This window comes from Methylobacterium sp. CM6257, from assembly GCF_054611515.1.
Map to the genome: position 1 here is coordinate 3,846,329 of NZ_CM137735.1, position 26,555 is coordinate 3,872,883.

Annotated in this window: 23 protein-coding genes and 1 pseudogene; 19 read left to right on the forward strand and 5 right to left on the reverse strand. The window is 63.6% G+C overall.

Translation table 11 applies throughout. The annotated features are described in order from the left end of the window. Position 1 precedes the first annotated feature (1 nt). The 3 genes from bcsA to ACYCO6_RS18815 form a co-directional block, all read right to left on the reverse strand. Entirely contained in the window at positions 2-2,431 is a 2,430-nt protein-coding gene (bcsA, locus tag ACYCO6_RS18805; protein ID WP_459762123.1) for a UDP-forming cellulose synthase catalytic subunit, read from the reverse strand. A gap of 138 nt (positions 2,432-2,569) precedes the next feature. Continuing rightward, positions 2,570-3,325, reverse strand: a complete 756-nt coding sequence (gene bcsS / locus ACYCO6_RS18810; RefSeq protein WP_459762125.1) for a cellulose biosynthesis protein BcsS — start codon at positions 3,323-3,325, stop codon at positions 2,570-2,572. A gap of 497 nt (positions 3,326-3,822) precedes the next feature. Continuing rightward, positions 3,823-6,210, reverse strand: a complete 2,388-nt coding sequence (locus tag ACYCO6_RS18815) for a hypothetical protein (RefSeq protein ID WP_459762127.1) — start codon at positions 6,208-6,210, stop codon at positions 3,823-3,825. A gap of 742 nt (positions 6,211-6,952) precedes the next feature. On the opposite strand from ACYCO6_RS18815, the gene ACYCO6_RS18820 reads away from it, so the two are divergent. The 8 genes and pseudogenes from ACYCO6_RS18820 to ACYCO6_RS18855 all read left to right on the forward strand — a co-directional run bounded on the left by ACYCO6_RS18820 (position 6,953) and on the right by ACYCO6_RS18855 (position 14,308). After that, complete coding sequence (locus ACYCO6_RS18820; protein ID WP_459762129.1) at positions 6,953-7,246, forward strand: hypothetical protein; 294 nt, start codon at positions 6,953-6,955, stop codon at positions 7,244-7,246. Between the two features lie 206 nt (positions 7,247-7,452). After that, positions 7,453-8,850, forward strand: a complete 1,398-nt coding sequence (locus tag ACYCO6_RS18825; RefSeq protein ID WP_459762131.1) for a glycosyl hydrolase — start codon at positions 7,453-7,455, stop codon at positions 8,848-8,850. A 245-nt stretch (positions 8,851-9,095) separates the two neighbouring features. Next, positions 9,096-9,248, forward strand: a pseudogene (locus ACYCO6_RS18830) (helix-turn-helix domain-containing protein); the annotation flags it as partial. A 146-nt stretch (positions 9,249-9,394) separates the two neighbouring features. Further along, positions 9,395-9,874, forward strand: coding sequence for a PAS domain-containing protein (locus ACYCO6_RS18835; RefSeq protein ID WP_459762133.1), 480 nt, complete (start codon positions 9,395-9,397; stop codon positions 9,872-9,874). Positions 9,875-10,056: 182 nt separating this feature from the next. Next, positions 10,057-11,541: a methyl-accepting chemotaxis protein gene (locus tag ACYCO6_RS18840; RefSeq protein WP_459762135.1), complete on the forward strand. Its 1,485-nt coding sequence runs from the start codon at positions 10,057-10,059 to the stop codon at positions 11,539-11,541. A gap of 12 nt (positions 11,542-11,553) precedes the next feature. Further along, on the forward strand, positions 11,554-11,874 hold the full coding sequence (locus ACYCO6_RS18845; RefSeq protein ID WP_459762137.1) for a hypothetical protein: 321 nt from the start codon (positions 11,554-11,556) through the stop codon (positions 11,872-11,874). A 1,081-nt stretch (positions 11,875-12,955) separates the two neighbouring features. After that, positions 12,956-13,231, forward strand: a complete 276-nt coding sequence (locus ACYCO6_RS18850; protein ID WP_459762139.1) for a hypothetical protein — start codon at positions 12,956-12,958, stop codon at positions 13,229-13,231. Positions 13,232-14,005: 774 nt separating this feature from the next. Then, positions 14,006-14,308, forward strand: coding sequence for a hypothetical protein (locus tag ACYCO6_RS18855; protein WP_459762141.1), 303 nt, complete (start codon positions 14,006-14,008; stop codon positions 14,306-14,308). 296 nt (positions 14,309-14,604) lie between these two features. On the opposite strand, the gene ACYCO6_RS18860 is transcribed toward ACYCO6_RS18855, so the two are convergent. Beyond that, a complete protein-coding gene (locus ACYCO6_RS18860; RefSeq protein WP_459762143.1) occupies positions 14,605-15,147 on the reverse strand; it encodes a hypothetical protein in 543 nt (180 codons plus the stop codon). A gap of 380 nt (positions 15,148-15,527) precedes the next feature. After that, entirely contained in the window at positions 15,528-15,971 is a 444-nt protein-coding gene (locus tag ACYCO6_RS18865; protein ID WP_459762144.1) for a hypothetical protein, read from the reverse strand. Between the two features lie 700 nt (positions 15,972-16,671). Between ACYCO6_RS18865 and ACYCO6_RS18870 the strand changes: the two genes are divergently transcribed. The 11 genes from ACYCO6_RS18870 (at position 16,672) to ACYCO6_RS18920 (ending at position 26,547) form a co-directional block, all read left to right on the forward strand. Continuing rightward, positions 16,672-17,886, forward strand: a complete 1,215-nt coding sequence (locus tag ACYCO6_RS18870; RefSeq protein ID WP_459762146.1) for a tyrosine-type recombinase/integrase — start codon at positions 16,672-16,674, stop codon at positions 17,884-17,886. 29 nt (positions 17,887-17,915) lie between these two features. Next, positions 17,916-18,623 (forward strand): hypothetical protein, encoded by a 708-nt coding sequence (locus ACYCO6_RS18875; RefSeq protein ID WP_459762148.1) that lies wholly within the window; start codon positions 17,916-17,918, stop codon positions 18,621-18,623. 97 nt (positions 18,624-18,720) lie between these two features. Continuing rightward, entirely contained in the window at positions 18,721-18,912 is a 192-nt protein-coding gene (locus ACYCO6_RS18880) for a helix-turn-helix domain-containing protein (RefSeq protein ID WP_459762150.1), read from the forward strand. Next, entirely contained in the window at positions 18,912-19,613 is a 702-nt protein-coding gene (locus tag ACYCO6_RS18885; protein WP_459762152.1) for an AAA family ATPase, read from the forward strand. The genes ACYCO6_RS18880 and ACYCO6_RS18885 overlap by 1 nt, the downstream gene beginning before the upstream one ends. After that, positions 19,610-19,990, forward strand: a complete 381-nt coding sequence (locus ACYCO6_RS18890) for a helix-turn-helix domain-containing protein (protein ID WP_459762154.1) — start codon at positions 19,610-19,612, stop codon at positions 19,988-19,990. The genes ACYCO6_RS18885 and ACYCO6_RS18890 overlap by 4 nt, the downstream gene beginning before the upstream one ends. Before the next feature lie 658 nt (positions 19,991-20,648). Then, positions 20,649-21,008, forward strand: a complete 360-nt coding sequence (locus ACYCO6_RS18895) for a phasin (protein ID WP_459762156.1) — start codon at positions 20,649-20,651, stop codon at positions 21,006-21,008. Between the two features lie 150 nt (positions 21,009-21,158). Further along, entirely contained in the window at positions 21,159-21,947 is a 789-nt protein-coding gene (locus ACYCO6_RS18900) for a hypothetical protein (protein WP_459762158.1), read from the forward strand. 148 nt (positions 21,948-22,095) lie between these two features. After that, entirely contained in the window at positions 22,096-23,136 is a 1,041-nt protein-coding gene (locus tag ACYCO6_RS18905; protein WP_459762160.1) for an alpha/beta fold hydrolase, read from the forward strand. Positions 23,137-23,634: 498 nt separating this feature from the next. Beyond that, a complete protein-coding gene (locus ACYCO6_RS18910) occupies positions 23,635-24,237 on the forward strand; it encodes a phasin family protein (protein ID WP_459762162.1) in 603 nt (200 codons plus the stop codon). A gap of 472 nt (positions 24,238-24,709) precedes the next feature. Beyond that, complete coding sequence (locus tag ACYCO6_RS18915) at positions 24,710-25,897, forward strand: DUF2382 domain-containing protein (RefSeq protein WP_459762164.1); 1,188 nt, start codon at positions 24,710-24,712, stop codon at positions 25,895-25,897. Positions 25,898-26,235: 338 nt separating this feature from the next. Then, positions 26,236-26,547, forward strand: a complete 312-nt coding sequence (locus ACYCO6_RS18920; protein WP_459762166.1) for a hypothetical protein — start codon at positions 26,236-26,238, stop codon at positions 26,545-26,547. Positions 26,548-26,555: the final 8 nt, after the last annotated feature.

Here is a 26,555-nt window from a genome sequence, read left to right on the forward strand (position 1 = left end):
CTCAACCGGCACTGGGCTGCGGCGCGGCGCCGAGATCGGAGGTGCGCCGACGGTCGCGGGTCAGCGCGGCGTTTTCGGCGTCGAGCATCAGCCGCAGCCAGCCCGACGTGGCATCCTCCTGCTCGGCTTCGGGCTGCCGGGTCCGTGTCTGTGGTGCGGTGGCGAGCGGGCCGATCGGTGCCGCTGCCTCCGGTCGGATGCCGTCCGCCCCGCGGCGATGCAGCGACACGGCGCGCGGCGGACGGGCCTCGGCTTGCGGAGCCTCGACGCGCTCCGGCGCGGCACTGCGCCGCGCGAGGCAGGAGACGGCCCGCATCGGCCCGATGATGCCCCACCACATGAACTGGAGCGATCCGGCGAGGAGGTTCTTGTGCTTGCGGCGCCCGTTCTGGAACCGCGCCATCGCCTCGGCGTCGCTGTACATCAGCTCGGCGAGGACGAGATACGCGTCCGTCGGCAGGGCTTCGAAGGTCAGGTCGCAGACGGTCTCCTCGCCGGCCGCCGTCATGCCGCTCAGCCGCACCGGGATCGCCGCGCGCGCGATATGGGGCGCGAGCCCCTCGCGCGGGGGCACGGACAGCCTGCCGAGGTCGCTGTCCGTGCTCCGGCGCATCGGCACGATCGCGTCCATGCGGATCCGGCAGCGCTCGCTCGAGATGCGCTCGACGGCGACGTCGATCGCCAAGCCGTTGAGGGTGAGCACCGCGCGCTGCTCGACGGCGAGCGAGGGCATGCGCTCGGTCTGGGCGCGCTCGGCCGCCACCCCCAGGGCCGCGCCCGCGGTGATCAGGTTGAACCCGTTCCACAGGCCGACCACCAGCATGAGGTTGGTCACGCCCGGTTCGAACACGTAGCGGTAGGTCGAGACGCAGCCGGCGGCGAGCAGGATCGCGAAGACGAGAAAGAATGGCAGCGCCAGCGGCGAGAGCTGATCACGGTCGAGGGTCACGTTCTTGGCGGTGACCTTGAACTGCGGCTTGCGCGGCGACAGGATCACGGAGGCCGTCGCCTTGATCAGGAACAGGCCCTGGACGTACTCGTACAGTTCCGAGACGAAGGGCCAGCGCACCCGTCCGTACAGATAGTTCTGCATCAGAAGGTTCACGAAGATGTACGTCGCCGTGTAGGCGATAGCCTCGTCGACGTTGGCGACCACGATCTTCATGTCGAAGAAGATGTACAGCAGCGGCGCGACCATGAAGATCAGTCGCGGGATCGGAAAGAACCAGAACGTCATGCTCGACAGGTAGCAGAGCTTCTGGATCGGCTTCAGGCCGCGCTTGAACAGCGGATTCTTCAGGAGCATGATCTGGAGCATGCCCTGGCACCAGCGCGAGCGCTGGCCGATGAAATCGGAGAGCGTCTCGGGCTGGAGACCGGCGATCAGGGTCTTGTCGACGTAGACGCTGGTCCAGCCGCGCGAATGCAGCTCGAAGGCGGTCTCGCAATCCTCCGTGATGGTGATGCCGGAGAAGCCGCCAGCCTCCTCTAGCGCGGTCCGGCGCAGGAGGGCCGCCGAGCCACAGAAGAACGAGCCGTTCCACTTGTCGAGGCCGCACTGGCTGACGGCGTAGAACATCTCGTTCTCGGCCGGCATCCGGTCGAAGGTGCGTAGGTTGCGCTCCACGGGATCCGGGTTGAGGAAGGCGTGCGGGGTCTGGACCAGGAACAGTTTCGGATCGCGGGCGAAGTGGCCGATCGTGTCGCGCAGGAACGACCGGAACGGCACGTGATCGGCGTCGAGCACGACCACGATCTCCCCCGAGGCATGCTGGAGCCCGTTGTTCAGGTTGCCCGCCTTCGCGTGCAGGTTGCGCCGGCGCGTGAGATACGAGACCCCGAGCTCCGCACAGAGCTCCTGCAGCGAGGCTCGGCGGGCACGGGCCTCCCGGGCTTTGGTCGGATCGGCGTCGGCGCATTTCTGGTCGGTGCCGCCGTCGTCGAGGAGCCAGATCGTCAACTTCTCGGCCGGGTAATCGAGCGCCTTGGCCGCCGCCAGCGTCGTCGCGAGGATGTGACGGTCCTCGTTGTAGCTCGGCACGAACACATCGACGGTGGGCAGGTCGTCGTCCGCGCCCGCCGGGACGATCGCGCGCGCCAGCGGGTCCGCGTTCACGATCAGGCTGACCATCAGGATGTAGAAGCAGTAGACCTCGGCTGCGGCCAGGACGACGCCGGCCCCGAACCCGAGCGGGTCCGACATCGGCGGCAGTGTGCTCGACAGTCGCCAGTACAGGTACCGGAGCACGACCAGACTTCCGACCGCCAGGAAGACGGAGCGGGCCAGCCGCCCGCGGCCGAACAGCCAGAGCAGCGCCATCAGCCCGATCGCGCCGAGGCTCATCTCCAGCTGGATCGACGTCCCCACCGGTTGCGCGAGGAGCAGGAGCACCAGCGCGGCGCTGACGAGCCAGAGCACTCGTACGGCCATCACAGTCACTGGTTCGACTCCTTGACGCGGCACACAAGTCTTCGTTCTTCGAGCCGGTTAAGGGCTGGAAGGCAAAACTTCTGGGATGTTTTATTATAGTTCGAGAGAGCCATATCGCTGATCGCGTTTCAAGACTGATCAGAACGCGGCGCGGCCCTCGACGCTGGTATAGTAACCGCCCTTCTGCACACGGTCGTGCGCGTAGCCGGCCCCCAGCGAGAACTTCATCGGGCCGACGGCGAAGCCGGTCAGGTGGGCGCCGACGCGCCATTGGTTGAAGTACGCGTCGCCGAGAAGCGTCGCCTCCGGTCCGATGAAGACGCCGTCGGCCACCGCGAACCCGGCCTTGACGCGGACATAGTAGGCCCGGAACAGGGTCGAGTAGGACGCGTTGGCGGCGAGCAGCGTCTCGAGGGTCGGATTGAGATAGAGGTCCGCGGCGAACTTGGCGCCGACACCGGTGCCGACGACGGGATTGCGCGGATCGAGCACGGACAGCTCGTTGTTCCGGACGTTGAAGCCGACATATCCGGCGAGTGCGGCCTGTTTCCAGATCCACTCGTAACCGAACATCGCGGTGCCTTCCTCCTGCTCGCCGCGCACGGTCCGACCGCTCGTGGAACCGGGGTAGGAATAGACGCCGCTCAGTCCTTGGAGACGCAGCCGCGGGCCGCTCTCATTGAGGGGGGTCACGGGCGCGATCGTGGCCGTCACGACGCCGAACGCGGAACTGTTCGAGGTGACGGTCGCCGCCGCGTCGATCGCCACGATGTAGTCGTCGGTCGCCACATCCGTCGGAGCGCCCGTGTACCAGTCCGCCGCCGAGGCAGCCGCCGGTGCACCCGCCACGGCCAGAACGGCGACGAGATAGGAAATGGTGTGAGCGTGTTTCATCCGGCGTCCGACCCGTCGGTGAGGCTGGCATCGCTGCAGCGCCACATGCCACATGAAGCGTTTCGCAGGTTAACGATAAGTTAACGCGCCAGCGGAGACTGTATATCGAAACATCAATACCACACAACCTCAGGTTGTGTACGATATTGGCGCTATATACACCGGTGCTTCTGTTTCCGTTTGGCTGTACATGCAGGTGAGTAAGATGCCCATATTGTGGGCAATCGCGCCTGTGAGTTGATCGTTGGCGATCAATCCGAAGAGAAGCTGTAGTATATTGTCAGAGAATGACTTCGCATGCCGATGCGCGTATTTCCAATGGAGAGCACGACTGAGACATGATGCGCTCTGTGCTTCACGGGCTCGGCTCAGCCTCGCGGGTACATGCGCCTGATCTCGCGATGCGACGGTTTTGCAACGGTGCAAGACGTTTTTGCGCGAAGCCGGTCCCCGCCCGCGCGACGCACCGGTGACGGACCGGGGCGAGGCGCGGGTGCTCACGCCGCGTCGCGCTGCACGGCTGAGCTTCGCTCCAGGGCGCGCGCCAGATCCTGAGATCCGAATGGCTTTTGCAGCCATCTGAAAGCCGTCGGGGGACGCGCGATCACCTCCTCGGCTGCCATGAGCACGATGTCGACTGCCGGATGCGTCCGCGACGCGACCTCGGCCAAGAGCACCCCGTTCACCGTCGGTGTCGTGTGCGCACACAGGATCGCGGTGAAGTCGCGGCGGCCCGCGAGGGCGTCACGGCCTTCCTCCGCGGAAGCGACCGCAAGGACAGGGTAACCCATCCCCGCGAGGCTTTCGGCGGTCGCAGCTCTCATGACCGGATCGGGCTCGATGAGCAGGATCGGGGCTGCGCCGGCCGCGTTGCGGACGTCCGTCGGCTCTGCACGCGCGGCCTGCGCTCTGAGGAACGACAGCGTCACCAAGGTCCGGTCAGGCAGGCTCTCAACGGCCACGGTGCCGCCGTTGTCCTGCATGAGGTCGCGGATCGCGGCCACCCCCCGGTCGGCGCGGAACTCGGTCGGCGCGGTGAGCACGACCCGGAGCCCGATCCGCCCGTCGCCCGCAGCAGACGGATCGGTCTCGACCGCGAACGTCGCCGTCGCCCCACGGGGCAGCGACTCGCGCGCGTCGCTCGCGAGATTGAGGAGCATGACTTCGAGTTCGCGACCCGTGCAGGTGAGCGCCGGCAGGGCCTGCGCCGGCGACTGGATGATGACCGAGCCGGGCAGGATCGCGGAGGATATGAGCTCCAAGGTCGCGGAGAGAGCCTGCGTCGCGGTGGCGTCCGGCCTGTCTCCCGTATCGCGATTGAGGACCGCGGTCATCTTCCGGGTCAGCGCAGTGCCCCGGGCCGCTTGGCGGACGATGTCCTGGACGCCGTTCGGATGCTGCGCGTCCCAGGCCCCGTTCCCGAGCGCGGCCGCCGTCCTGGTGACCGACGTCAGGGCCTCGCCGATCTCATGCGCGAGACCCGCGATGACTGCGTGGGCTCGCGCATCGAGAGGGGGAACGGCCTGCTCGCCCGACCGCACGACCTCGGGAACATGCGACGCCCGAGGTGCCGGAAGAGCGACGATGCCGATCTCGCGGCTGAGAACGTGCAGCCGGATCGGCTGACCGTTCGCTGCAACGGCAGTCATGCGGAGTAGAAGCTGCCGTCCCCTCGCCTCCTCCCGTCCCGCCAGCGTCCGAACAGCGGTTTCCCTGACGGAGCCGGGTTCCTCACAGGCCGCCTGCATGGCGCGGCGCAGAAGGCCGCGGTCTTCCGCGTCGATGCGCGCCAGAACCTGATCGAGATCGTCGGCCCGCTCCGACGTGCTGTCGGCCATATCGGCCGAGCCGGCCGCCCAGGTCACCTGTCCGTTCCGGAGGTCGATCTCCCAGCAGGTGAAGCCGCTGAGAAGCTTCACGGCACGGACGCGGTCGCGGCTGCGCGTGAGGGCTGCCCGGGTCTCCTGCTGGATACGCTCCCTGCCCACGCTTCGACCGATACACGTCTCCACGGTGTCGGCGAGATCGGCGACGTCCGTGATCGAGGCGTTCCTGGGCAGCAATGCGACTTGATCCTCGGCGGCTGCATTGCGGATGCTGGCTAGGGACCGTCCGAGGCGCGTGCCCAGCAGCCAGCCGACGAGGCCGGCGAGCAGCGCCGAGGCGAGCACCAGAGGCAGCGCTAACCCCTGGAGCAGCGCAGATCCTGCCTCAGGCTGCCGGTTTCCCTTCGCCAGAACGAACCAGCCGAGAGTCGCCTCGTCGCCGACGACGGCGTTCGCCTCGCGCGCTTCTCTGTCCGCCGCCGGAGCCCCGGACTGGTGGATCGAGCGGCCGCCGGCGTTCACGATCTGCACGCTGGCCTTCTGGGCGGCTCCTCCGAGGACGCGGCGCGTGGCCGAAACGGCTTCCTCGATCCAGCTCGGTGTCAATTGAATCGCCAGCACGCCGGCCGCGGCCGCGCCGCCGCCGCGCACGGGAGCGCCGATGATGACGTTGCGCGGGACTTCGACGCCGGCCCGGGTGCGCTCGCTGGCGTCGCCGATCGCCAGGCCCGTCAACGCGCGTGCGAACCAGGTCGTGCCCGACACGTCGGAGCCGGCGAAGGATCCGCTCGCCGTCGCCACGACCTGACCCGACCGGTCGGCGAAGAGGATGTCGGCGTAATCCGGGTGGAGGCTGCGCCAACGTCCGAGGAATTCCTGCACCGCCGATGCGCGACCGCCGCGCTCGAAGACCGCGTTCTCCGCAGCGAGGCTCACGTCGCGTTCGACCGTCGCGAGACCGTCGCCCAGCTTCTCCGAGACTGCCGTGGCGACGCGCTGCAGCGCCGCGTCGAGCGCGCGGACGGCCTCTGCGTCTCCCGTCGTGCTAGTCAGGATCACACAGCCGCCGCCGACGCAAACCGCCAGCGCCAGGAGCGCAGCAAGGAAGCTCCGCAGTGATAACCACCTTCCAAACTGCATCATCGGTGCCCGTAGCGGCCTTAGTCAGTCTACCAAGATACCAATGCTGCAATACCGTGGCTGGTAAGGTTAATTTTCCGTTAACGCGCTCAGGAGGGCGCAGCTGAACGCGCCTGAAGAAGGTAACACCCGGTCGTCTTCTGTGCTGTCGTCGCGCCTCATGAGAACTCACATGTCATGACGGGGTCGGAGGTGCCCGGCAGAAATTGAAACCCGCCCTTCCTGATCCCGATCTGCACTTCTTCCGTGAGACGGAGGGCGTTGTCTGAGACTGGACGAGTGGCTGCTTCCACGGCTTTGGCCCGCGCGTTGGCGCAAACACCGTTGCGGGCCGTATTGGAAAAAGAGGGCGCGGTCGCCCGCCGACCGACGCGACACCGATGATGGGCCGGGGGGGCGCCTGAGCTGCTCACTGCAGTCGACCGCTACACCGCTCACGAGCAATCCGTCGCGGGACGTTCAGTGGCACGTCCGGAAGCTGTATGTCATGCTTTGAAAGAGTGACTTGCGGGACACGAGTACCTGCGTCACCACGCTGGCTCTCAGGAGCATGACGGAAGCTCCTCGCTGAGCACTTGAAGGCGAAGGGCTATCTGGAATGATCCGCGTCGGCTCTCGGATACGCACCCTCGCCTGCCTCCTATGCGGAAACGTCGCAGCGATGGGCTCTGCACGAGCCGACGAGCCGATCCCGACAATCGACTCCAAGGCTTATTGCGACACCACCGCCGACCTCGTCGACGATGACGCGTTCAAGCAGCAGTGTCTCGACAATGAGGCCAAGGCTGAACGGCATATTCGGGCCCTGTGGGCGGAAGCGCCGGAGAGTGTCCGCGCAGCGTGCGCCAAGCATTCTGAATTGGTGGCGCCGTCCTACCAAGGCTTGACGACCTGCATGTCCACGATGGTGGGGGAGATGTGGATGAACGGCGAGTTGAAAGTGGTGCCTCGCTGACCTCATCCGACGCCTCTTGGAAGAGGCGCCGAAGGCGGGATGCGAATGAACGGATGGGACCGCCGTCCAGGCACGTGAGGTTGCTCAATACGCACGCCTCGGAAGCAGAGCGGAGGCGACCTCAAACCATGCGTCTGAAGACCGCATGCATGAAGCAGTGGGATCGTGCAGAGTAGATCCCTAATGGCATCGCCGTCGGAGGTCACATGATCGATCTATCTCGGCCGCGTCACAATTCACAAAGGTATGAAGTCGCAATCAGGGCGCTCGCAATTGCTTTCTTATTATTCGTCGACGTCCCTGTATCTCACGCCACCGAGCACGTTGCTGTATCAACTTCTGAGTTTCTAAATAGTATCGGAGTCGTGAGCACATTCCCCGATCGAGGGCAGCCGTTGGATAAAACCATAGACATGGTAAATTACTGCGGCTTTCGATGGGTGAGGGGCGGCATAGAAGGGTTGAGCGATGACGGCGCGACAACCATCAATACGTTTCTTGAACTACACGAAAAGACAGGCGCCGTGTTCAGTTGGGGGCTTGCGAGTGGCGGAACAGATCTAGGAAAACTTCTCAGTACTGGTAAGATCCTCGCTCAGGCCGGTGCCCTGCTCGCGTTCGAGGGGAACAACGAGCCGAACAATTGGGGCGTGGAGTATCAGCACGAGAAAGGCGGCGGCCAAGCTCCTTCTTGGCGGGCTGTCGCGAATCTCCAGCGCGACCTCTATCGTGCGGTGAAAAGCGACCCTGTACTCAGGAAATACCCAGTCTGGTCAGTTTCGGAGCCGGGAGCGCAGCGAGACAACGTCGGCCTGCAATACTTGAAGATTCCGATCGGCGCAGGAACGTTGATGCCGGATGGTACCGAGTACGCAGATTACGCCAACGTTCACAACTACATCTATCATCCCCACTCGCCGCGGCCGGCGGACAATAAAATGTGGAATGCCGCAGATCCTACCTCGGCATCCCAGGTGGACGGGCTTTACGGGAATTTTGGCGCCACCTGGGCCAAGCATTTTCCTGGATACAGCGAAGACCAGCTGAGAAATTTGCCTCGGGTGACAACTGAGACCGGGGCGACGATTGGATGGCCCATCACGGAAGAGATGCATGGAGTCAACCTGCTCAACATGTACTTATCGCAATTCAAGCAAGGATACAAATACACTGCTGTTTATCTTTTGAGGGACCGCGAAGATGAGTCGGGCAACCAAGCGTTTGGCTTCTTCAGGCCCGACTACTCTCCCCGCAAGGCTGCGGTCTATCTTCACAATTTAACATCGATCTTGGGCGACGATCGGAAGCTGGATGTCGCCGGCCCTCTTGATTATAGAATAGTCGACCAGCCGGAGACCGTACATGATCTGCTTCTTCAGCATAAAAATGGAACTTTTCAGCTAATTGTTTGGAGTGAGCGCATAACCGGACAAGATATTGTCGCCATTGATGTAAATGCCGAAGGCGTCGCGGCCGATATCTACGATCCAACTGTAGGAACGCGTCCCATTCGGAGCGCAAAAATTTCTAAGCGGCTTGAGGTCGCCTTGAGTGACCACCCGCTCGTGATCGTGTTTCATTCCGAGCGCAACGGCAGGCCTTAGGTCGATGCGAATACAATTTAAAGCGTACTTGTTTATCGCCTCGCGCCGATCCGCTGTTGGCCGCCATCGCGGACAGGAAAATCACTGAGGCCGAGGCGCTGTCTGTTCTCGTTGACAGGCGCCGCTCGTCTGACGCTGGACACAAACCCGCACGAAGCCCGAACAGTACGCTAACGCACCTGGTCCAAACGGGTGACCTGATCACAGCACAGACACAGAACCGTGTAAAATCACACGGGAGGACCGCCGGCGCGCGCCCGCGCATGGATGCCTCGACGGAGCGCCGTCGCGGTCGGGCCGCCTCGGGGCGGCTTCCGCCGGGGCTCGCGGCCCGGTTTACGCCGGCCGAGTGGGCGGTCCTCGCCCTCGTGGCAGCCGAGGTCGCGCGGCGGAGAGACTGAACTATGCCGTGGCATCATGCGGCTGAACGGTATGACGAACAACGGCGTTACCATTCCTCGTCACGAACGCGTTGGTTCCGCTCAACAGCCATGCGTCGGAGATGGCTGCTCCACGTTCGGCGGGCTCATAACGTCGCCCTGAGATGACGACTCTCGAACTCATTCGCGCCCTGGCTCATGATGCCGCCGTCGGCATCGTGGTCACCGATTCGATGACCAACTCGCCCGGGCCGACCATTCTCTACGCCAACCCGGCTTTCGGAAGGCTGGTCGGGCGCGATCTGGACGACGTCATCGGACAAAGCCCGCGCTTCATGCAGGGAAGGGAAACCCGGCGGCTTACGCTGGACGCCTTCCGCCGCGCCCTGGCGGCCGGAGAGCGCTTCCACGGCTATCTCACCAACTACCGCGACGATGGCACCAAGTACCGTGTCGAGATCGATTGTAGGCCGTTGCGCTCCGCTGATGGGCGCGTCGAGAACTTCGTCGCGTTCGAGCGCGAGGTGCTGCGCCGGATCGGGCGCCCCGCCGTCAGCGCGGCAGGACGCTACGAACCCGCAAGCGCAAGCAACGACCTGTTAACCGGCGTGTGGCGCGCCCTCGCCTTGTTCGAGCACACATAAATTGCTTTGTTTCCCGATGTGTCGAAGCGTGTACTAATTTCGCGGCCTGATATAGATTAGTTTCAAAGCCAAGCTTCGGCATCCCGTATATTGTTAAGGATTAAGTAGTATCTATAGCAGGATATTGCTTGCAGCGACAATGCACTGGCCGGACGCTCCGGCGTTGCCGAAAGGAAGCAACGATGTTCGGTGGAGCGCGTAGGCTGCCGGATCTCGCGGCCAAATTCGAGGCGCTGGACCGCTCGCAGGCCGTTATCGAGTTCGAGCCCAACGGCACGATCCTCACTGCCAATGCCAATTTCCTGGCGGCGATGGGCTACACGCTGCCCGAGGTGCAGGGGCAGCACCACGCGATGTTCGTAGAGGCCGCTCACCGTGACAGCGCGGAGTACCGCGCCTTCTGGGACACTCTGCGGCAGGGCACCTACCGAGCGGCCGAATTCAAACGTGTCGCTAAGGGTGGTCGGATTGTCTGGATCCAGGCCAGCTACAATCCGGTGCTCGACCGCGCTGGTCGCGTCGTGAAGGTCGTCAAGTTCGCCTCCGACATCACCGCGCAGAAGCTGCGCTCCCTCGATCTCGACGGCCAGATCACCGCGCTGCACCGCTCGCAGGCCGTGATCGCCTTCAAACCGGACGGCACGATCCTCGACGCTAACAGCAACTTCCTCGACGCGATGGGCTACCGTTTCGACGAGATCCGGGGACAGCATCATAGCCTGTTCGTGGATGCTGCCGAGCGGGCGAGCGAAGCCTACCGTGCGTTCTGGACGAGGCTCGGGCGGGGGGAGTTCGCGGCAGGCGAGTTCCGACGCGTTGCCAAGGGCGGGCGCGAGGTCTGGATCCAGGCGACCTACAATCCGATCACCGACGCGGACGGGACGGTGCTCAAGGTGGTGAAGTTCGCCGCCGACGTTACCGCACAGGTGGACGAGCGCCAGCGCCGTGCCGAAGCGCGGCGAGCAATAGGCGCGGATCTCGACGCCATCGGCAGGGCGGTCGAGGACGTCACGCGACAGACGGCAGAGGCCGTCGGTACGGTCGGCCAGGTCTCGAACGACATCCAGGCCGTGGCCTCGGGCGCGGAGGAGTTGTCGGCCTCGGTCGGCGAGATCAGCCAGCAGGTCAGCCACGCCGCCAGGATGGCCGGCGAGGCGGTCGAGCAGGCCCAGCACACCGGTAGCATCGTCGAGGGCCTGAGTGGCCAGGCTGCGCAGATCGGCGAGGTCGTGACGATGATCCAGGGAATCGCCGGGCAGACCAACCTCCTGGCGCTGAACGCGACCATCGAGGCGGCGCGAGCCGGCGAGGCCGGGCGTGGCTTCGCGGTGGTAGCCTCTGAGGTGAAGGCGTTGGCCCAGCAGACCGCCAAGGCGACAGAGCAGATCCGCGGGCAGATCACCGCGACCCAATCGGCCACGCGCGAGGCGGTGGACGCAATCGGCTCGATCCAAGGCACCATCAACAAGCTGGACGAGATCTCAGCGGCGATTGCTGCAGCGGTGGAGGAGCAGTCGGCGGTCACGCGGGAGATGTCGGGCAGCATGCAGACGGCCGCGCACGGAGTAGCGACGATTGCCGGCGGCATGGAAGCTATCGCCCGGGCGAGCGAACAGGTTGATCGCGCCACCCGCCAAGTGCGCCAGGCGGCGCATGGGGTTGGTTGAGGGCATGGCTCCATGACCAACCCGATCATCCCGTTCCGCCGCAAGAGCGACGAGACAACCGCGCTGGCCTCCTTCGATGTGATCGCGGCCGAGCTTCTGGCCGAGGGCCGAGCCACGAGCCTGTCGGCGGCCCGGCTTGGCGCAATCCTGGCAGAGCTGCGCCGAAATCGAGTGCACCTGTGCGGTGTCATGGAAGATCAGGGCCTGTCAGGGCTGACCGGACACGCACAGCTCGGTGGCCTCGCTGTAAACATCAAAGCCATTGCTGGCCAAGGACTTGCACAGATCGATCAACTCATCGAACTGGCCGAGGCGCAGTTGGCGGCAAGCTGAGCCCGTTAGACCGGACCATCGCGGCGCTGAACAGCTGCATGTTTCCGACAATACGGGGAGCGCGGACGGCGCCCCAGGTTCGGCCGGTAAAAGTCCGCGCGCCACAATTGCGCCTTCCGCGAAGAGAGACGCGGGAATCATGCGACTTCCGCAGCTTTGCACGCTTGTGAATGAGACAGGGGATCGGGCTCAGATTGGATGCATGGTTGCAAACAGTGATCCAGGCCACAGAAATCCATCATAGCTTCTAGCAAAGTGGGCGTCTAATGATTTCGTACTTGATAGACGCAGAGAAAGATCATGATCAGCAGCAACCACTCGCAGCCTGATACGATATCTGTCAGTGATGGGGCCGGCACCATTGGACCAGATCCCAGTGGACCGCCTCCGTTCTACCCTGTGCCTGATGCCAAGCCTGCTGGCGACGTGATCGTCAGCGGTGGAAGCGGCACCATTGGACCAGATCCCCATGGACCGCCTCCGTTCTATCCCGTGCCGGATGCTAAGCCTGCTGGCGACGTGATCGTCGGCGGTGGAAGCGGCACTGTTGGACCAGATCCCCATGGGCCACCTCCGTTCTACCCTGTGCCTGATACCAATCCTGCCGGAGATGTAGTCGTCGGCGGTGGATCCGGTACTATCGAGCCAGATCACGGTAGTTCGCCTCCATTATACCACCACGACGTGTCAATACATTTCTTCTGATCCAGTGGCTTTGAGGAATATACTCGTGAAGAGCGCCGCGACCGGGGCAGAAAGTCAGCTCATGCTGGCCTTCCCGCGGCTAAGCACTAATCCGACGAGCATCTGAGTGGCTCCATGGAGCGCCCTGTGGAGGCTGACGCTTGGCGCGCGAGGACGCGGCAGGATCGAAGTCGGCTCGTCCGGCGTTTACCGGCGCTCGACAGGAGGATCGCCGTGGGACTGGTCGCCTTCATCGTGTTCGTCTGCCCGTGGATGGGCATCGCCGCCTTGGCGTTGATGGCACATCGCAGACGGACGACGCCGATGTAGCCGACCGGCCGGATCCCTGGCTCGCGCAGGGCTCGTCGAGGACAGGGTCGCGCGATAGCTCTCCGCCATGGCTAGACGCGCCCCTACGATCGGCGATCTGCGCAGAGCCGCTGAGATCACGGACCAGGAGATCGACGCCGCCGTCGAAGCCTACCTCGCGGACCCGAAGGCTGAACCGTTCCGCTTCGCCTCGGGCCATCAGATCGACGTGGCCGCGGCCGTGGACGCGCACCAGCCGGCCAGGGCGGCTGCGGCCGATCCGGATCAGACGCGAAGGTTCGTCAAGTGGACGATGATCCGGACCGCGATCCTGTTGGCGCACCCCGCCAAAGCAGGACGGTGACACAGCGCCGGCGACGCCCCCGCAAGGACACGCGGGCCCGGGTGCTCGCGGTCCTTACGCCCGAGGTGATGACGATCACGCGGATCGCTGATCTGGCGGGGATCCCGGGCCGGGAGCGCAAGGAGGTCGCGCTTGCAGCGCTCCGGCGGCTGGAGCGAGACGGTCTCGCCGTGAGAGTGATGGGATGGCGCGAACCGCGATGGCGGGCGGCTTCAGCACAATCCGAGATGAGATGAAAAAGCCCGCCCCCGATGCCCCCGGGGGGATCGCGACTGCGACGGCGCGGCCGCACCGAGGCCGACCGCTGAAGACGGCCCGGTGCTGCTCTGCCGCCGCTCGACCTTGCGGTCGATCGCTGAAGGCAGGCTGATCCCGCACGGTTGACGGATCGTTAGCCCTCTCCATCCGGCGTGCTATCGTCCGCTCTCATGCCGGAGGAGCCTCGATGATCCGATCCGCTATCGCGCTGGTGTTCCTGGCCACCCCGGCGATCGCAGCTCCTGCAGCTCCCGCGCACCGGCAGCCCACGCCAGCGACGGTGCAACAGCCGAGTGCCGATCCGGCCCGCCCTGTCGACACGGATGCGAAGGTCCAAGCGCCTCAGACGGAGCAGGCTCGGATCAAGACGCAAAAGGAGCTGGACGGGCGGCAGAAGGCCATGGACGCTCGGATGAAGAGGACGATGAGCGGCGTCTGCAGGGGCTGCTGAGCGGCCACCTGAATGTAACCCGGATGGGGCTAGCCGAGGAAAGCGGCGGTGCCTAGCTCGATGCCATGTCTGACGCGCAGCCGGAAAGCCGGGCCGAGTGGAAGGCCCGCCTTGTCGCTCTTCTCAAGCCGCACCTGAAGGACGACGAACGCGAGCGGTCCAGCGCGATCGCCGCGGTGCTGATGGCGCTGGAGGCCGCGCACAATCAAGGGCTGCGCGAGGCGGCCCTGTTCTGCCGACAGGTTGGGAGCACCGCGCATCGCTACGGCGAAGTCGCCAAGGCACTCGCCGACGGGATCGAGGTGCTAGCGAAGCAGGCGACCGCCGAGGCGGCCGAGGCCGCCCGGGAGCGGCAGGCAGACCCGTAACCTTCAGGGCTCATCGGCCCCTCACCACGTTTCGGTCCCGTTCCGCATCGCGGGCGACGGGAGCGGGCGATGGCGAGGCGCGGAGTGTTCGTCAGAGCCGAGGAGGTCGCGTTCCTTCGAGAGCCGCCCGCTTACGACGGACGTGCATCGACGTACCGTCCGGGCCCGCTCTGCAAGGCCCCGGAGGAGATCGTGGACGCGATCGACGGCTTGGCCGAGGTCGTGACCCCAGATCCGCGCGCCACGACTGGCCGGGCAGGTTCCGAAAGGCCGGGACCTGAGCCCCGGCCCCGAGCTCACTTCAAGGATGAGGTTGTGCTTTCGAACGAGTAGCGGCCCGTCTTGGTGCCGGACACTTGCGTCACGCCGTCCATCATGGCGCTGAGCCGCGTGTTCGTGAGTTGGACATCGCCTGAGATGCCCGCGAACTTCCCGGTGCCGCCGGTCCACTGGGCGGTGCCTTTCAGGTTCGCGCCCTGCGCCTGTACCGGATAATCATACTTTTCGAAGATCTGGTCGCCAGCGGCATCCGCATAGACACAGTGGCCGTGGCTTTCGACCGTCTTGGCATCGTTGTCCAAGGTCGCCAGACCGACACAGCGGCCGGCCAGGTTATGCAGAAAGCCGCTGCCCGCTGTGTTAACGGCTGTCATCGTGGCATGGCTCGGCACTAGCGCCCGGTTGACACCAATGGGCATAGGCTTGACCGGTGACGTATTGATACCTGTGTAGATGACCGTGTACTCGCCGGACCGAGGCAATTCGTCTGCGAACGCTGTTGGCGCGCACAAACATCCGAACGAAATGCCGATAAATAGGCAAATATTGCTCGCTCGCATGATGCTCTTACCTCTCTCATAAGAGTCGATAGTAAGCAATATTTCATGTTATTGCAATCGTGGCAAGTGATTGCATTTTAATGAGTTGAAATCAGTTTTTTCTGAGGCGAAACTGCAGCTCTTGCTGTCGGGCCGAACTCTTCGATGAATTCCGCGAGCACTTCCAAGTCGATGGTTGGATTTCTGTCGCGCATCCTGACATCAACACGTGGCCGCGTTTTTCCGATCCAGATAGTGTTCTGAAGATCCTCCGGCCGCAGACCGTCAGCGCATGGCTTGGCCTGCCCTACTGCCCGCGCGAATTCTTGTTCGCGCTGATCGGTCGAGGTCGCCCGCTGCCCCTCGGCAGCTCTCTACGGCTTCGCCCAAATCAATGTAGGTCACTGGCGTCGCCGCCTGCGAAGCGACGGGTCAGGTAAGAAATCAGGGTCGGTCAGCACTGCCGCGAGCAGAACGAGAAGGCCGAGATGGAGGCCCAGCGCCGCAACCCCGAGGTAGTGCAGCGACCACAATCCAACCGCGCCTGCGGCTATGAGCGACGGTCCGGCGACGTAAATGGAGGTCCGCCACAGAGCAGCAGGCCGCGCCAAGCGCCAGTAGCTCCCGAGGAACGCAGCGAGCGCGAGGCCGCCCTTGATCAGCGCCATGAAGCGGATCACCCGCACAAGGTCCGGATCCACGGCCGTCCTGGGGATACGCGCCGCCCCTGCGCCGACGCTGACGAGGGCTACGACCGTCAGCAGGACGAGGATCAGTCGCGCGGGGCGCGACTTGCTCGCCGCGACATCGGAAACGGGCGTTATGCTCGCCGCTCGGGTCTGCATCCGTGTCCTCCCGCGTGTGCCACCACGTGATCGAACGCGGCCTTCTGCCGTCAGGAGTCGCTGGCCGCCTCGCCCTGAGTGGCCTGACGCCATGCTCTGAGCCCGCCTTCGCGGTGCCAAAGCCACGCCGTTGCCGCCACCCACGGGCCACCGATCAGGATGAAGGCGAGCAAGCCCATTGTTCCGCTCCCTGGTTGGTCAGAAGCGGCACACTACGCCTGATGGGCGCGTCGCGAAATGAGCTTGCCCCGTTCGCGATACCGTCCGGCTTCAGGCCGTCGGCGCATAGCCCTGCCCACTCAACCTCTCGCGCGAACTCTCACAGGATCGCTTCGGTCGAGGTCGCCCGTTGCCCCTCGGCAGCTCTCTGACGACTCCGCCCCAGCGCCTGTACGGTCCTGTGGAACTCTCAGCTTACCGGTGTTCGCGGGCGTTTGCCGCAATCCGGCAGGAACGTTGGAGTAGAAGTCGGGGCGAAGACGCCGATCGCCGCGAAGATCGCGGCTTTCGCAGGAACTTAGCCGGTTGAATTGGCGGAGGGAGCGTCCGTCGTACGGTGATCCATCAACGTCCGGACATGTTCTTGAACCTCCGGCAATTCAAAGAGATGCGTGGCATCTGTTCTCCGGCGTCCACATTTGTCCGCCACAATCCGGCATCATTGTTGGGGCCTGTGTTAGGGCCACTCCGGGAGAATGCCGTGCCGCGCACCACCAACCGCCTGTCTGCCCGAGCCGTCTCCACCCTGAAGAAGCCTGGCCGCCATGCCGATGGTGGAGGGCTGTACCTCTCCATTTCGCCCGATGGATCGCGGCGTCGCTGGATCTTCCTGTTCCGGTGGCGCGAACCCGGGCAAACCGGGGCGGGCAAGCTGCGTGAGATGGGCCTCGGCAGCGCCAACTCAGGTGGCGCCAACAGCGTCAGCCTCACTCGTGCCCGCGAACTCGCTACCGCCGCTCGCGCCCACCTCTCAGACGGACGCAATCCGCTTGCGATGCGCAACGCGGAGCCTGCGAAGCCGGTGCCGACCTTCAGCGAGATGGCCGAGGAGGTCATGGCCTCCCTTGAGACCGGCTGGCGTAATCCGAAGCACCGCGCGCAGTGGCGCACGACCCTAAGCTGCTACTGCGAGCCGATCGCCGCTGTGCCAGTTGATCAGGTCACCACCGATCATGTCCTCGCCATACTGAAGCCGCTCTGGGCCAGGGTGCCCGAGACCGCCTCGCGCTTGCGCGGCCGGATTGAGAAGGTGCTGGATGCCGCTCGAGCCAAAGGCCACAGGGCCGCCGAGAACCCCGCTCGCTGGCGTGGCCATCTCGACCACCTGCTACCCAAGCAACAGAAGCTGACACGCGGACACCACAAGGCGCTTCCCTATCAGGAGCTGCCAGCCTTTATGACTCGCCTTCGCGAGAGTGGATCCGTGAGCGCGCTCTGCCTGGAGTTCACGATTTTGACGGCGGCTCGCAGCGGCGAGGCCATGGGCGCGTGTTGGAGTGAGTTCGACCTGGAGCGGGGCACCTGGACGGTGCCGAAGGAGCGCATGAAGGCCGGCCGTGAGCACCGGGTTCCGCTCTCTCAGCGCACCTGCGAGATCCTGCGGGGACTATACGAAGCGCGCCGCAGCGAGCTTGTCTTCCCCGGCGCGAAGCCGGGCCGACCGCTGTCGAACATGGCGTTGGAGATGCTGATGCGCCGGATGAAGGTCGATGCCACGGTGCATGGATTCCGCTCCGCTTTCCGTGACTGGGCGGCAGAGCAGACGAGCGCACCTCGCGAGGTGGCAGAAGCGGCGCTCGCTCATACCAACAAGGACAAAGTCGAGGCCGCCTACTTTCGAACGGACTTGTTCGAGAAGCGGCGGGTGCTGATGCAGCAATGGAACGCCTTCTGTCGCGCGGCAATGCCGGACTGAAGAGGCGCTGAAATAGGAGTGGTTTGTTCGTGTCCGGTTTCGACGATTCCTTCTGGACCTTGGAGCAGGCGCTTGCCTGGATTGCCTTCCATGACCGAGACCTGGTGGATGTGACCTCCGCGGCAAAGCTTCCCAAGTCGCGGCCGATTTGGTTAAATACTATCACCCTCTTCAATCAAACGGCCCTTGGCAAGTACATGGCCGTGTCCAACCCAAAAAGCGAGGAAGGGCGGAAGTTTCGCCAGGCGTTGGAGGAATTAACGACTGCGCTGCAACGTGGCGATCTCGTTGCCTCAAGCCGGCCAAAGGGAGCCACACACCGCACGGACCTCGGCAGGTATCACTGGATTGACCACCATATTGCCTTCAACCAGACCGACGGCGTCTGGTGCTCTGCAATGCCAGGGAAGATGGCGGCGTATAATGATGAAATTCGATTCGACTCGGTGCTCATCAAGAAGTTGTGGCCGGCACCGAGTGATCACGTGGCAGGAAAGCTGTCCGCCAGGAAGAGAGCCTACGATGAGTTCTACGCAGAGATGAAAGCTTCGCCACACAAGCGCACGAGGGTGAAGGAGCCCTGGGTGGAGGAATTGGTAGGAAAGATACCTGGCCTCACAGTGACTGCTGCAAAAGAGGAATGGTCTCAGGCGGTTAAAGACGCGGGCGCTACCACCTGGACACGGGGTGGGCGACCTCGCAAAACGCCGGGAGAAAACCCCCCGCAGAAATCATGACACGAATCTAAATCCGTGCTGGATGTTAAAGCACGCGGGTTTGGGTCACCTCTTGTGCACCGACCGGGACGGTCCCGGCGGATGCACAAGGATGATCATGAACACGGTGTTGAGCTACGGGATCGCGGAAGCGGTGAAGGTGAGTGGGGTAGGCCGTAGCTTCCTATACGAGCAGATCAAGTCCGGCCGGCTGAAGGCGCGCAAGCTCGGCCGCCGGACCTTGATCCTGGCCGACGACCTGCAGAGCTGGCTGTCCGCCCTGCCAACGATCCAGGCAGGAGCGCAGTAATGCTTGGCTTCGTCCACACACCACCAGACGAGACAGTCGAGAGTGGCGAGACCACGGCAGGCGCGGAAGTCCGCGAGGTCCGGCGGCTCCCCAGGCTCGGTCGCCAGTCGGCCACCGCACTGCTGGCCAAGAAGCTGCCGACGATCGAGCACGTCGTACCTGGCTACATCCAGCCCGGCCTGTCGATCATTGCCGGCAAGCCGAAGACCGGCAAATCGTGGCTGTCGCTCAATCTCGGCCTTGCCGTCGCCACTGGCGGTCTGGCGCTGGGCAATGTGCAGGTCAAGCAGGGCAAGGTCCTGTACCTCGCCCTGGAGGACAACGAGCGTCGCCTGCAGCTGCGCCTGCGCCAATGCCTGCAGGACCAGCAAGGCATCCCGGCAGACCTATACTTGGACACAGAATGCCCTCGCCTGGACGCGGGCGGAGCGGAGGCCATTCGCGAGTGGGTCGACCTGACCGAGAACGCCCGCATGGTCATCGTCGACGTGTTCACCAAAATCCGGCCGGAGCGCCTCAGTAGCGACACTGCCTACGAGGCTGACTACAAGGCGCTTGGTCCCCTGAAGGAGTTGGCGGACGAGACAGGCATCGCAGTCGTCGTGGTGCACCATACCAGGAAGATGGCCGCGGAGGACCCATTCGAGACTGTCAGCGGCACCAACCCAACGGCTTCACGGGCGCTGCCGACACGGTCTTGATCCTCGACAAGAGCAGCCAGGGCACGACGCTCTATGCCCGAGGGCGCGACATCGAGGAGATCGAGACCGCATTGTCGTTCGACCGAGCCTCCGGCACCTGGTTGGCGCAAGGACCGGCCTCCGAGGTGAGGCGCAGCGACGAGCGGCAGGCCATCCTGTCGGCGCTGGCAGAAGCAGGCAGGCCACTATCGCCAGCAGAGCTCAGCGTCGAACTTGGTGTGCCGAGCGCAAACATCCGGCAGTTGCTCCTCAAGATGGGCAAAGCGGGCGAGGTCAGCACACGAGGGCGAGGTATGTATGTCCTTGCTGATGCGAGTGGCGAGGCAGCGCTCCTCGATGGGGAGGAGGCACAGGAATCGGGAGACCAAGAATTTTGATCTGGTTACCCGTGATGTGATCTTGTGGTTGGTATGCTTACCCCCTCAAGGGGTCAGCATGTGATGTGTGATGCCGGCCCTGTCGGCAGATGTGATCTTGTGATCGGTGTTACCGCCTCTCGCGGCTCGTCCAGCAGTGTGCTGACGAGCCGCGGAGCGGGCCTGCATGAGCGGTCTGTTCGCGCCAAGTTGCCTCGCACCGGCCGAGTATCGCTGTTTGTCGAGCGACGTTGATCTATAGCGGGAATGCGGACGTTCCACTTTGCGCCCATTGCCGCCGTCCAGCCGAACCCAGCATCATCCCGAAAGCGGACGTGGGCCGACTCCCATCGCGCAGATCTGAGCCGATCGAGATAAAGGGCTTGGAGGTAGCTGTTGGATGTCAGGAGCAGTGGCTCGCGGCCGGGTTCGCAGGGAGCCGAGCGTGAACTGGCGCGGGTCTTGGGCGCCAAGTTCGCGCACGGAGCCATGTTGGACTGGTGCGGGGAGCAAATCCCGACCCCAATTAGTGTGGGGGCGGACCGACAGAGCCGCCGGTCGACGGGCCAGGGACTCATTACCCCGCCTATCTTGACGCTCATTGTGCACTGCACCATAGAGTTCTCGCGCGCCATACAAATCGATGCGGCGCTGCCGTTTCTGATTTGAGGAAAATCCCGTGAGCACCACCCAGCCGAGCTTCCAGATCCCGACCGAAATGCGCGACTTCGCCGAGAAGAGCGTCGACCAGGCCCGCAATGCGGTTTCCACCTTCATGCAGACCGCCCGCAAGGCGACTGAGACGATGCAGACCTCGACCAAGACCGCTGAGCTGCCTGCCAGCGTCGCCTTCTCGCGTGGCCTGGAGTTCACCGAGCAGAACGTCACGGCTGCGTTTGAGCTCGCTCAGAAGCTTGTACGGGCTCGCGACCTTCAGGAGGCGATGCAGCTCCAGTCGGAATATGTGCGCACCCAGTTCGCCGCTCTGCAGACCCAAGCCAAGGAGCTCACGAGCGCAGTTCAGCCCAACAAGGCCTGATCAGCTCTGACCAAAAACTCTCCTCTGCGCGTTGAACAAGGACGTGCAGGGGGGCCGCACGGTTAAAGCCGGAGAGGGTTCGGGATGAGGTGGCGGCGTGGTCGTCGTGGTTCAGGCTCCACAGAGCAGGCGAACCCTGAGGGGGCGCCTGTGAATGACAGCAGCCGTCCGGCGGCTCTGCCGCAGGAGGTAGCGGCCCATATCCCGTTCGCTGATAAAGCGTCGAAGCCTGCGCTCCTGCCGGAGGCACTGGCCGTAAATGCGCCTGACCAGCACGAGCATGAGGCGCCGCTCGCGACCGAGCTTCTCGAGACGGTCTCCGCCACCGCCATCCAGCTCCATCCCACCGGGCCAGCCGAGCCGGCGTCGGCTCCGGGTGAGAGTGGGCCAAGTGTCGATCCAGGAGAAGCCGAGGCTTCCCGAGAGACCACGCCGGTTCCACAAGCTGCCCCCGCCGACCCAACACTGCCATCTACCGAGGCTGCGCTTGCGGCCGGTGAGCCGGAGCTAGGCGCGCGGAGTTCAGCGAGCCCTTCTGGTGCGGTGGCCGACGAAACTTTGGCCGAGAGCCGCAATTCGGTGCCGCCGGAAACGGCGATCACATCGGACGCGAGCTCACAAGACGACGTGAGTGTCGGCGCGAGCAGCTGGCGAGGCCGCGCCACGAGCCAAGTCCGGGCGCTTGCCGGCCCGCTCGAACTCGCGCACACCGCTGTACAGGCGAACGTGACCATGTGGTCGTACCTGCGCAAGGAAGGTGACGCGGCGCTGGCGCACCTGCGTGCCTTAAGCCGCGCGAAGTCGCCGGCTGACTTCATAGATCTTCAGGTTAGTGAGATGACCCGGGCTCACGGCGCGGCACTCAAGCTCGGGCAGGATCTGGTCAATGCTGCTGGCCACAGTGCAGACGGACCGAGTTCTGCGTCCAATGAGACATGATGGGCGATAGGGTGATGAATTCATTCAACCGCGGTGCGTAGCAACCGCCGGTCGGGAGCCGGATAGGTGTCGAACGCCGCCGTTGGCTGATGGCGCCTCAGCTGTCATGCCTTCCTCCGTGACCCCGCCGCTGCCTGGAGAAACTGTCTTGTTCCCACCCATCAAGCGGCGGGTCTCCAAGCGTGCAACTCGCCGTGTGGCCTCGAATACCGTCAAGCTCCTGAAGTCGACGATCAAGTTCAGTGAGGCTGCGGCGCGCCAGGGCAGCAAGGCTGTGCGGCAGGCTGGGAAAGCAACGAGGGCTCTCCAGACCGAGCAGACAAGCAGGCACCCGGGGCGGTTTGTCGAGGTCGATGGGCTGCGGGTCCACTACATTGCACGCGGGAGGGGCCGGCCGGTGGTCTTGATCCACGGCAACGGCACCATGGCCGAAGACTTCGTCATCTGCGGCCTCGTCGACCAACTCGCCAAGCGCTACCGAGTCATTGCCATCGACCGACCCGGGTTCGGCCACACTGAGCGACCACGTTACCGTGTCTGGACAGCCTCGGCTCAGGCGCGCCTGGTTCGTCGTGTGCTGGAACGCCTGAATGTCGAGCGGCCCGTGATTGTGGGGCACTCCTGGGGCACCCTTGTTTCCCTGGCTCTGGTAACTCAGGCGCGAGATGAACTGCGGGGTTTGGTCCTGCTGTCCGGCTACTACTATCCTGCCCGGCGAGCCGATGTGGCGCTGATCACGCCTCTCGCTATCCCAGGTCTTGGAGATGCCGCACGTTCCATGGTGCCGGCAGGCTTGGGGCATCTGCTTGCCCCGCAGGTTTTCCGCCACGTGTTCAAGCCACAACCTGTGCCTGCCAGCTTTACGGCTCGCTTCCCGGTCGGGATTGCGGTTCATCCGACCCAGGCCCGAGCAAGCGCTGAGGATACCGCCAGCATGAACACGGCTGTGGCGCTGCTCAAGGCACGTTACTCGAGCTTGCGCTTGCCTCTGGCGATCATGACTGGCGATGCAGACGCGATCGTTGATCCGACCGACCAATCCTATCGCCTCCACGAGGCGGTCGCCGGGAGCACCCTGACAGTACTGCCTGGACTCGGCCATATGATTCATTACTCGGCCAAGGTTCAGATTGTTCGGGCGGTGGACGAAGTTATGACTTCGGGTGGTAAGAGCCTGAAATGGCGGTAGCGGCTCGTTCTCGCTGAGGTCACGGAGCGACCGCCTGCGGATATGCATTAACCGCACGTGCCCGGAACCGGAAGACCTGGGTCGTGGGTTGGCGCTGGCCTCCATCACAGTCTGCAAAGAAGCCGACCATGCGCCGGCATCTGAGCCAATTGGGCCAGAAATTCCGGTCACAAATTGTTTTCCGGCGTGCACGCCATTGTATTTTGTTCGATCTTTTCGGACGCGGCTTTAGATTTCGCATCGATTGTTACAGAGAATATTTTCAGGCGGTCGGGAAATTCATTCTTTCTTTCAATCAGTTAAGCCTCTGGCGTCACGATTGAAAAAAACATCAGCTTTTTGTTTGAGCGGCACGCTCCTGGCGGGGCTTGAAATAAAACTCGAACCGACGAAATTATTGCACAGCAGCAATAGTGGGCCCGCTCGTCATCGTCGGATGAGCGGCGTCTGCACTGCATAGCCGCGAAACAGCTCATGATAACGAATAAGGATTCCTATATGTCATTCAATCAGATCAACAACAAAATTGGGCAAGCGGAGCAAAGCGACAAAATTGCCGACGCGGCCAAGGCCAACATCGACAAGGCCACTGAACAGGGCGCGCAGTTCGTTGATGCCGCTAGGGATGGCCTGAACAAGATCGTTGATCTCCGCGAGCACGCGACCGAGAACACCAGGCAAATTGTCCAGAGGAGTGTTGAGACAGCCTCTCACCAAGCTCGCGAGGCCTCGGAGCGTTTCACCCGGACACTCGGCTTTTCTGGTGAAGACAGTGAACGCCTTGTGCGCCAATCGAAGCAGAACATCGAAGCCGTCACGCGCTGTGGAACAGTTCTAACGCAGGCTTTCCAGGATGCCTCGCGCAGCTGGTTCGGTCTGACCCAGAACCAATTCCAGCGCAATCTCGAAGGTTGGAACAAGCTGGTGCATGCTAGGTCGGTTCAGGAGTTTGCCACGATCCAGAGTGACCTGTTCCGTGAGAGCCTGCAGCACATGATTCAGGACAGCAAGGCCATCACCGAGACCTCAACCCGCGCAGTTGACGAGGCCAGCAAGGCCCTCTCCAGTGTGGGGCCGCACAGTCAGGCGGTGAGCGGCTGAGCTCGCCTTACAGCAGAACCCGAGCGCTGTCTGAAACTCCGAAAAGAGAAGAGGCCCCTTCGGCCGCCCTCTCTTTTCACTCGCACGAGCATTCGTTGCCTGGGGGGGCGCAGGCGGCCTACACTGCAGCCTTGCGCCACAGTCCTCCCCGCTCCTGAAGGGCCGTTTATTGCGGGGCTTAAGGCCGAGTATCTTTCGAAAATACAATCCAAACCGTTTTTTCGGGAACCACTCCGGGCTGACGCCGTTTGAATTGTGCGCCGCAGCATGGGTTTCACTGCTTAAGAGAGGCCCATCTGCACGGCCGGCCGTTCGTTGCCGCTCGCTATCCAAGTTGAAGCATCCCGGCCTGCGGGTTGATGATGGTTCGTACATTCAGTCCTTGGTAGCCCTCTGAATGATTCCGGTCCGAGCGGGACGGTTTCCCTTCAGTTTGCGTCGGCGCCCCTTCTTCTCACATCGTGAGGCAGACATGACCACCATCAGGCAGTTGATCCAGACCAGTCCCACGAAAGCCAATGAGCTCTTCGCGGTACTCGCTGACACCTCGAACAATGCGGTGAAGACGCGAGAGAGAATTCTCGGTGACCTCAAGTCCGAGCTGGAGCTTCTGGCGAAGTTGGAAGAGGAGCACCTGTTCCCAGTCCTGCGGAAGCATAAGGAAACCAAGGACCTCGTCACCGCCGCGCTGAACGACAACAAACAAACCCGCAAGCTGCTGGCGGAGCTCGAGCAGACCCCGAAGGGCAGCGAGGAGTTTGCGCCGAAGGTCGCCGAGCTGCGGAAGGTCTTCCAGCAGAGTGTCCGCGATGAGCGCAAAGATCTGCTCCCGGCCGTCCTGAAGGCGCTGAGCGACGAGGAGGCCCAGGCGATCGTTGAGAAGATCGAGGATGAGAAGGCCGAAGCCGAAGAAGCGAAGCGCGCCGAAGCGGAACAGCGTCGGGCTGAGCAGAAGCAGGAGCGCGAGCGGCTCGAACAGATCGTTGCCGAGGAGAAGGAAGCCGCCGATCGCGAGCGGAAGACCCGAGAGGCTGCCCAGAAAGCCGCAGAGCAGGCTGCACAAACCGCGCAGATCGCCGCTGAGAGCACCAGCCAGGTCGCCCAGAGCGCTGCAGAGACCGTTCAGCGTGTCGCGGCCGCCCCGTTGAGCACAGGCTCACTCTTCTTTGATGCGATGTTTGGGATGTGGGGCCTGCCGTCAGGTCGCTCGGTGGCGCGGTCAAGCAATGCCTCGGCATCTCGGACCCAGCCTTCTATCCAGGAAGAGGAAGTCATCCCGCTTGCGGAAGAAACGCTGATTGTCGGCAAGCGCACGGTGAACAGCGGCACGACCACGGTTCGCCGCTATGTTGTCGAGGTGCCAACCGAGCAGCAAGTGACACTGTACGACGAGAAGGTTGTGGTTGAGCGGCGTAAGCCCGTCACCGATGCGGCAACCGGAGAGACCTTGACCGAGCTCAACGTCGAGATGATCGAGACCTCTGAGGTGCCGCTCGTGGCCAAAGGGGTTCGGGTGAGAGAAGAGGTTGTGGTCCGCCGCGAGCGCACGAAGCGTGTGGAGACGGTGCGGGACACCATCCGGCGCGACGAGGTCGAGATCTCGAACGCGAGCGGGCGTTCAGGCAACAAGCGGGCTGCGCTCGCTCACAGCCGCAAGTAGACCCTTACGCCTCATGCGAGCGGATCGCGGTCGGTGTGCTGACCGCGCTCCTGCGACCTGAGGGCGTCAGCTCGCCTGCCGCCTAGTGGCTTTCGCAACTACCCATTCTCAGCCCCGGAGCCTGGAGGCTCCGTGCGGCTTGGGGAGTGCCTCGATGAAGTTGCGAAGCTCCGCCAGGCGCTTGCCGCCGTAGATGACCTGCTCATCTAACCTGAGCCTCCAGGTCAGGTCGCGCCGTCCAGGCTCGCGACGCATCGCGCCGACGTACGGCAACTCACTGGGGTGATCGCGCATTGATCTGCAGGCGCCCTGCCTCCTGGGACATAAGGATAGCTCCCATGCGCAATGCACGCCTTCCCCTCGTCGGCCTGCTGTTGCTGCCGGCCTTCCCCGCCCTGGCACAGAACGCTGCGGCGGCCCAGTCCAGCGGAGGCATAACTTGGCTGTGGGTCCTCGTCGCCATCCTCGTGATCGCCGGTGGAGCTTGGTACTTCATGACTCAGCGCCGTGGCCTTCGGTCCACGCCAGGCGTCTCCCACGACCGGGTCGGCGGTTCTGCTGAGCAGGCCAAGGGTGCTGTGAAGGACACCTTCGGCAGCGTGATTGGTGACTCCAAGCTCCAGGCCGAGGGCAAAATCGACAAGGCTTAGGGCCGGGC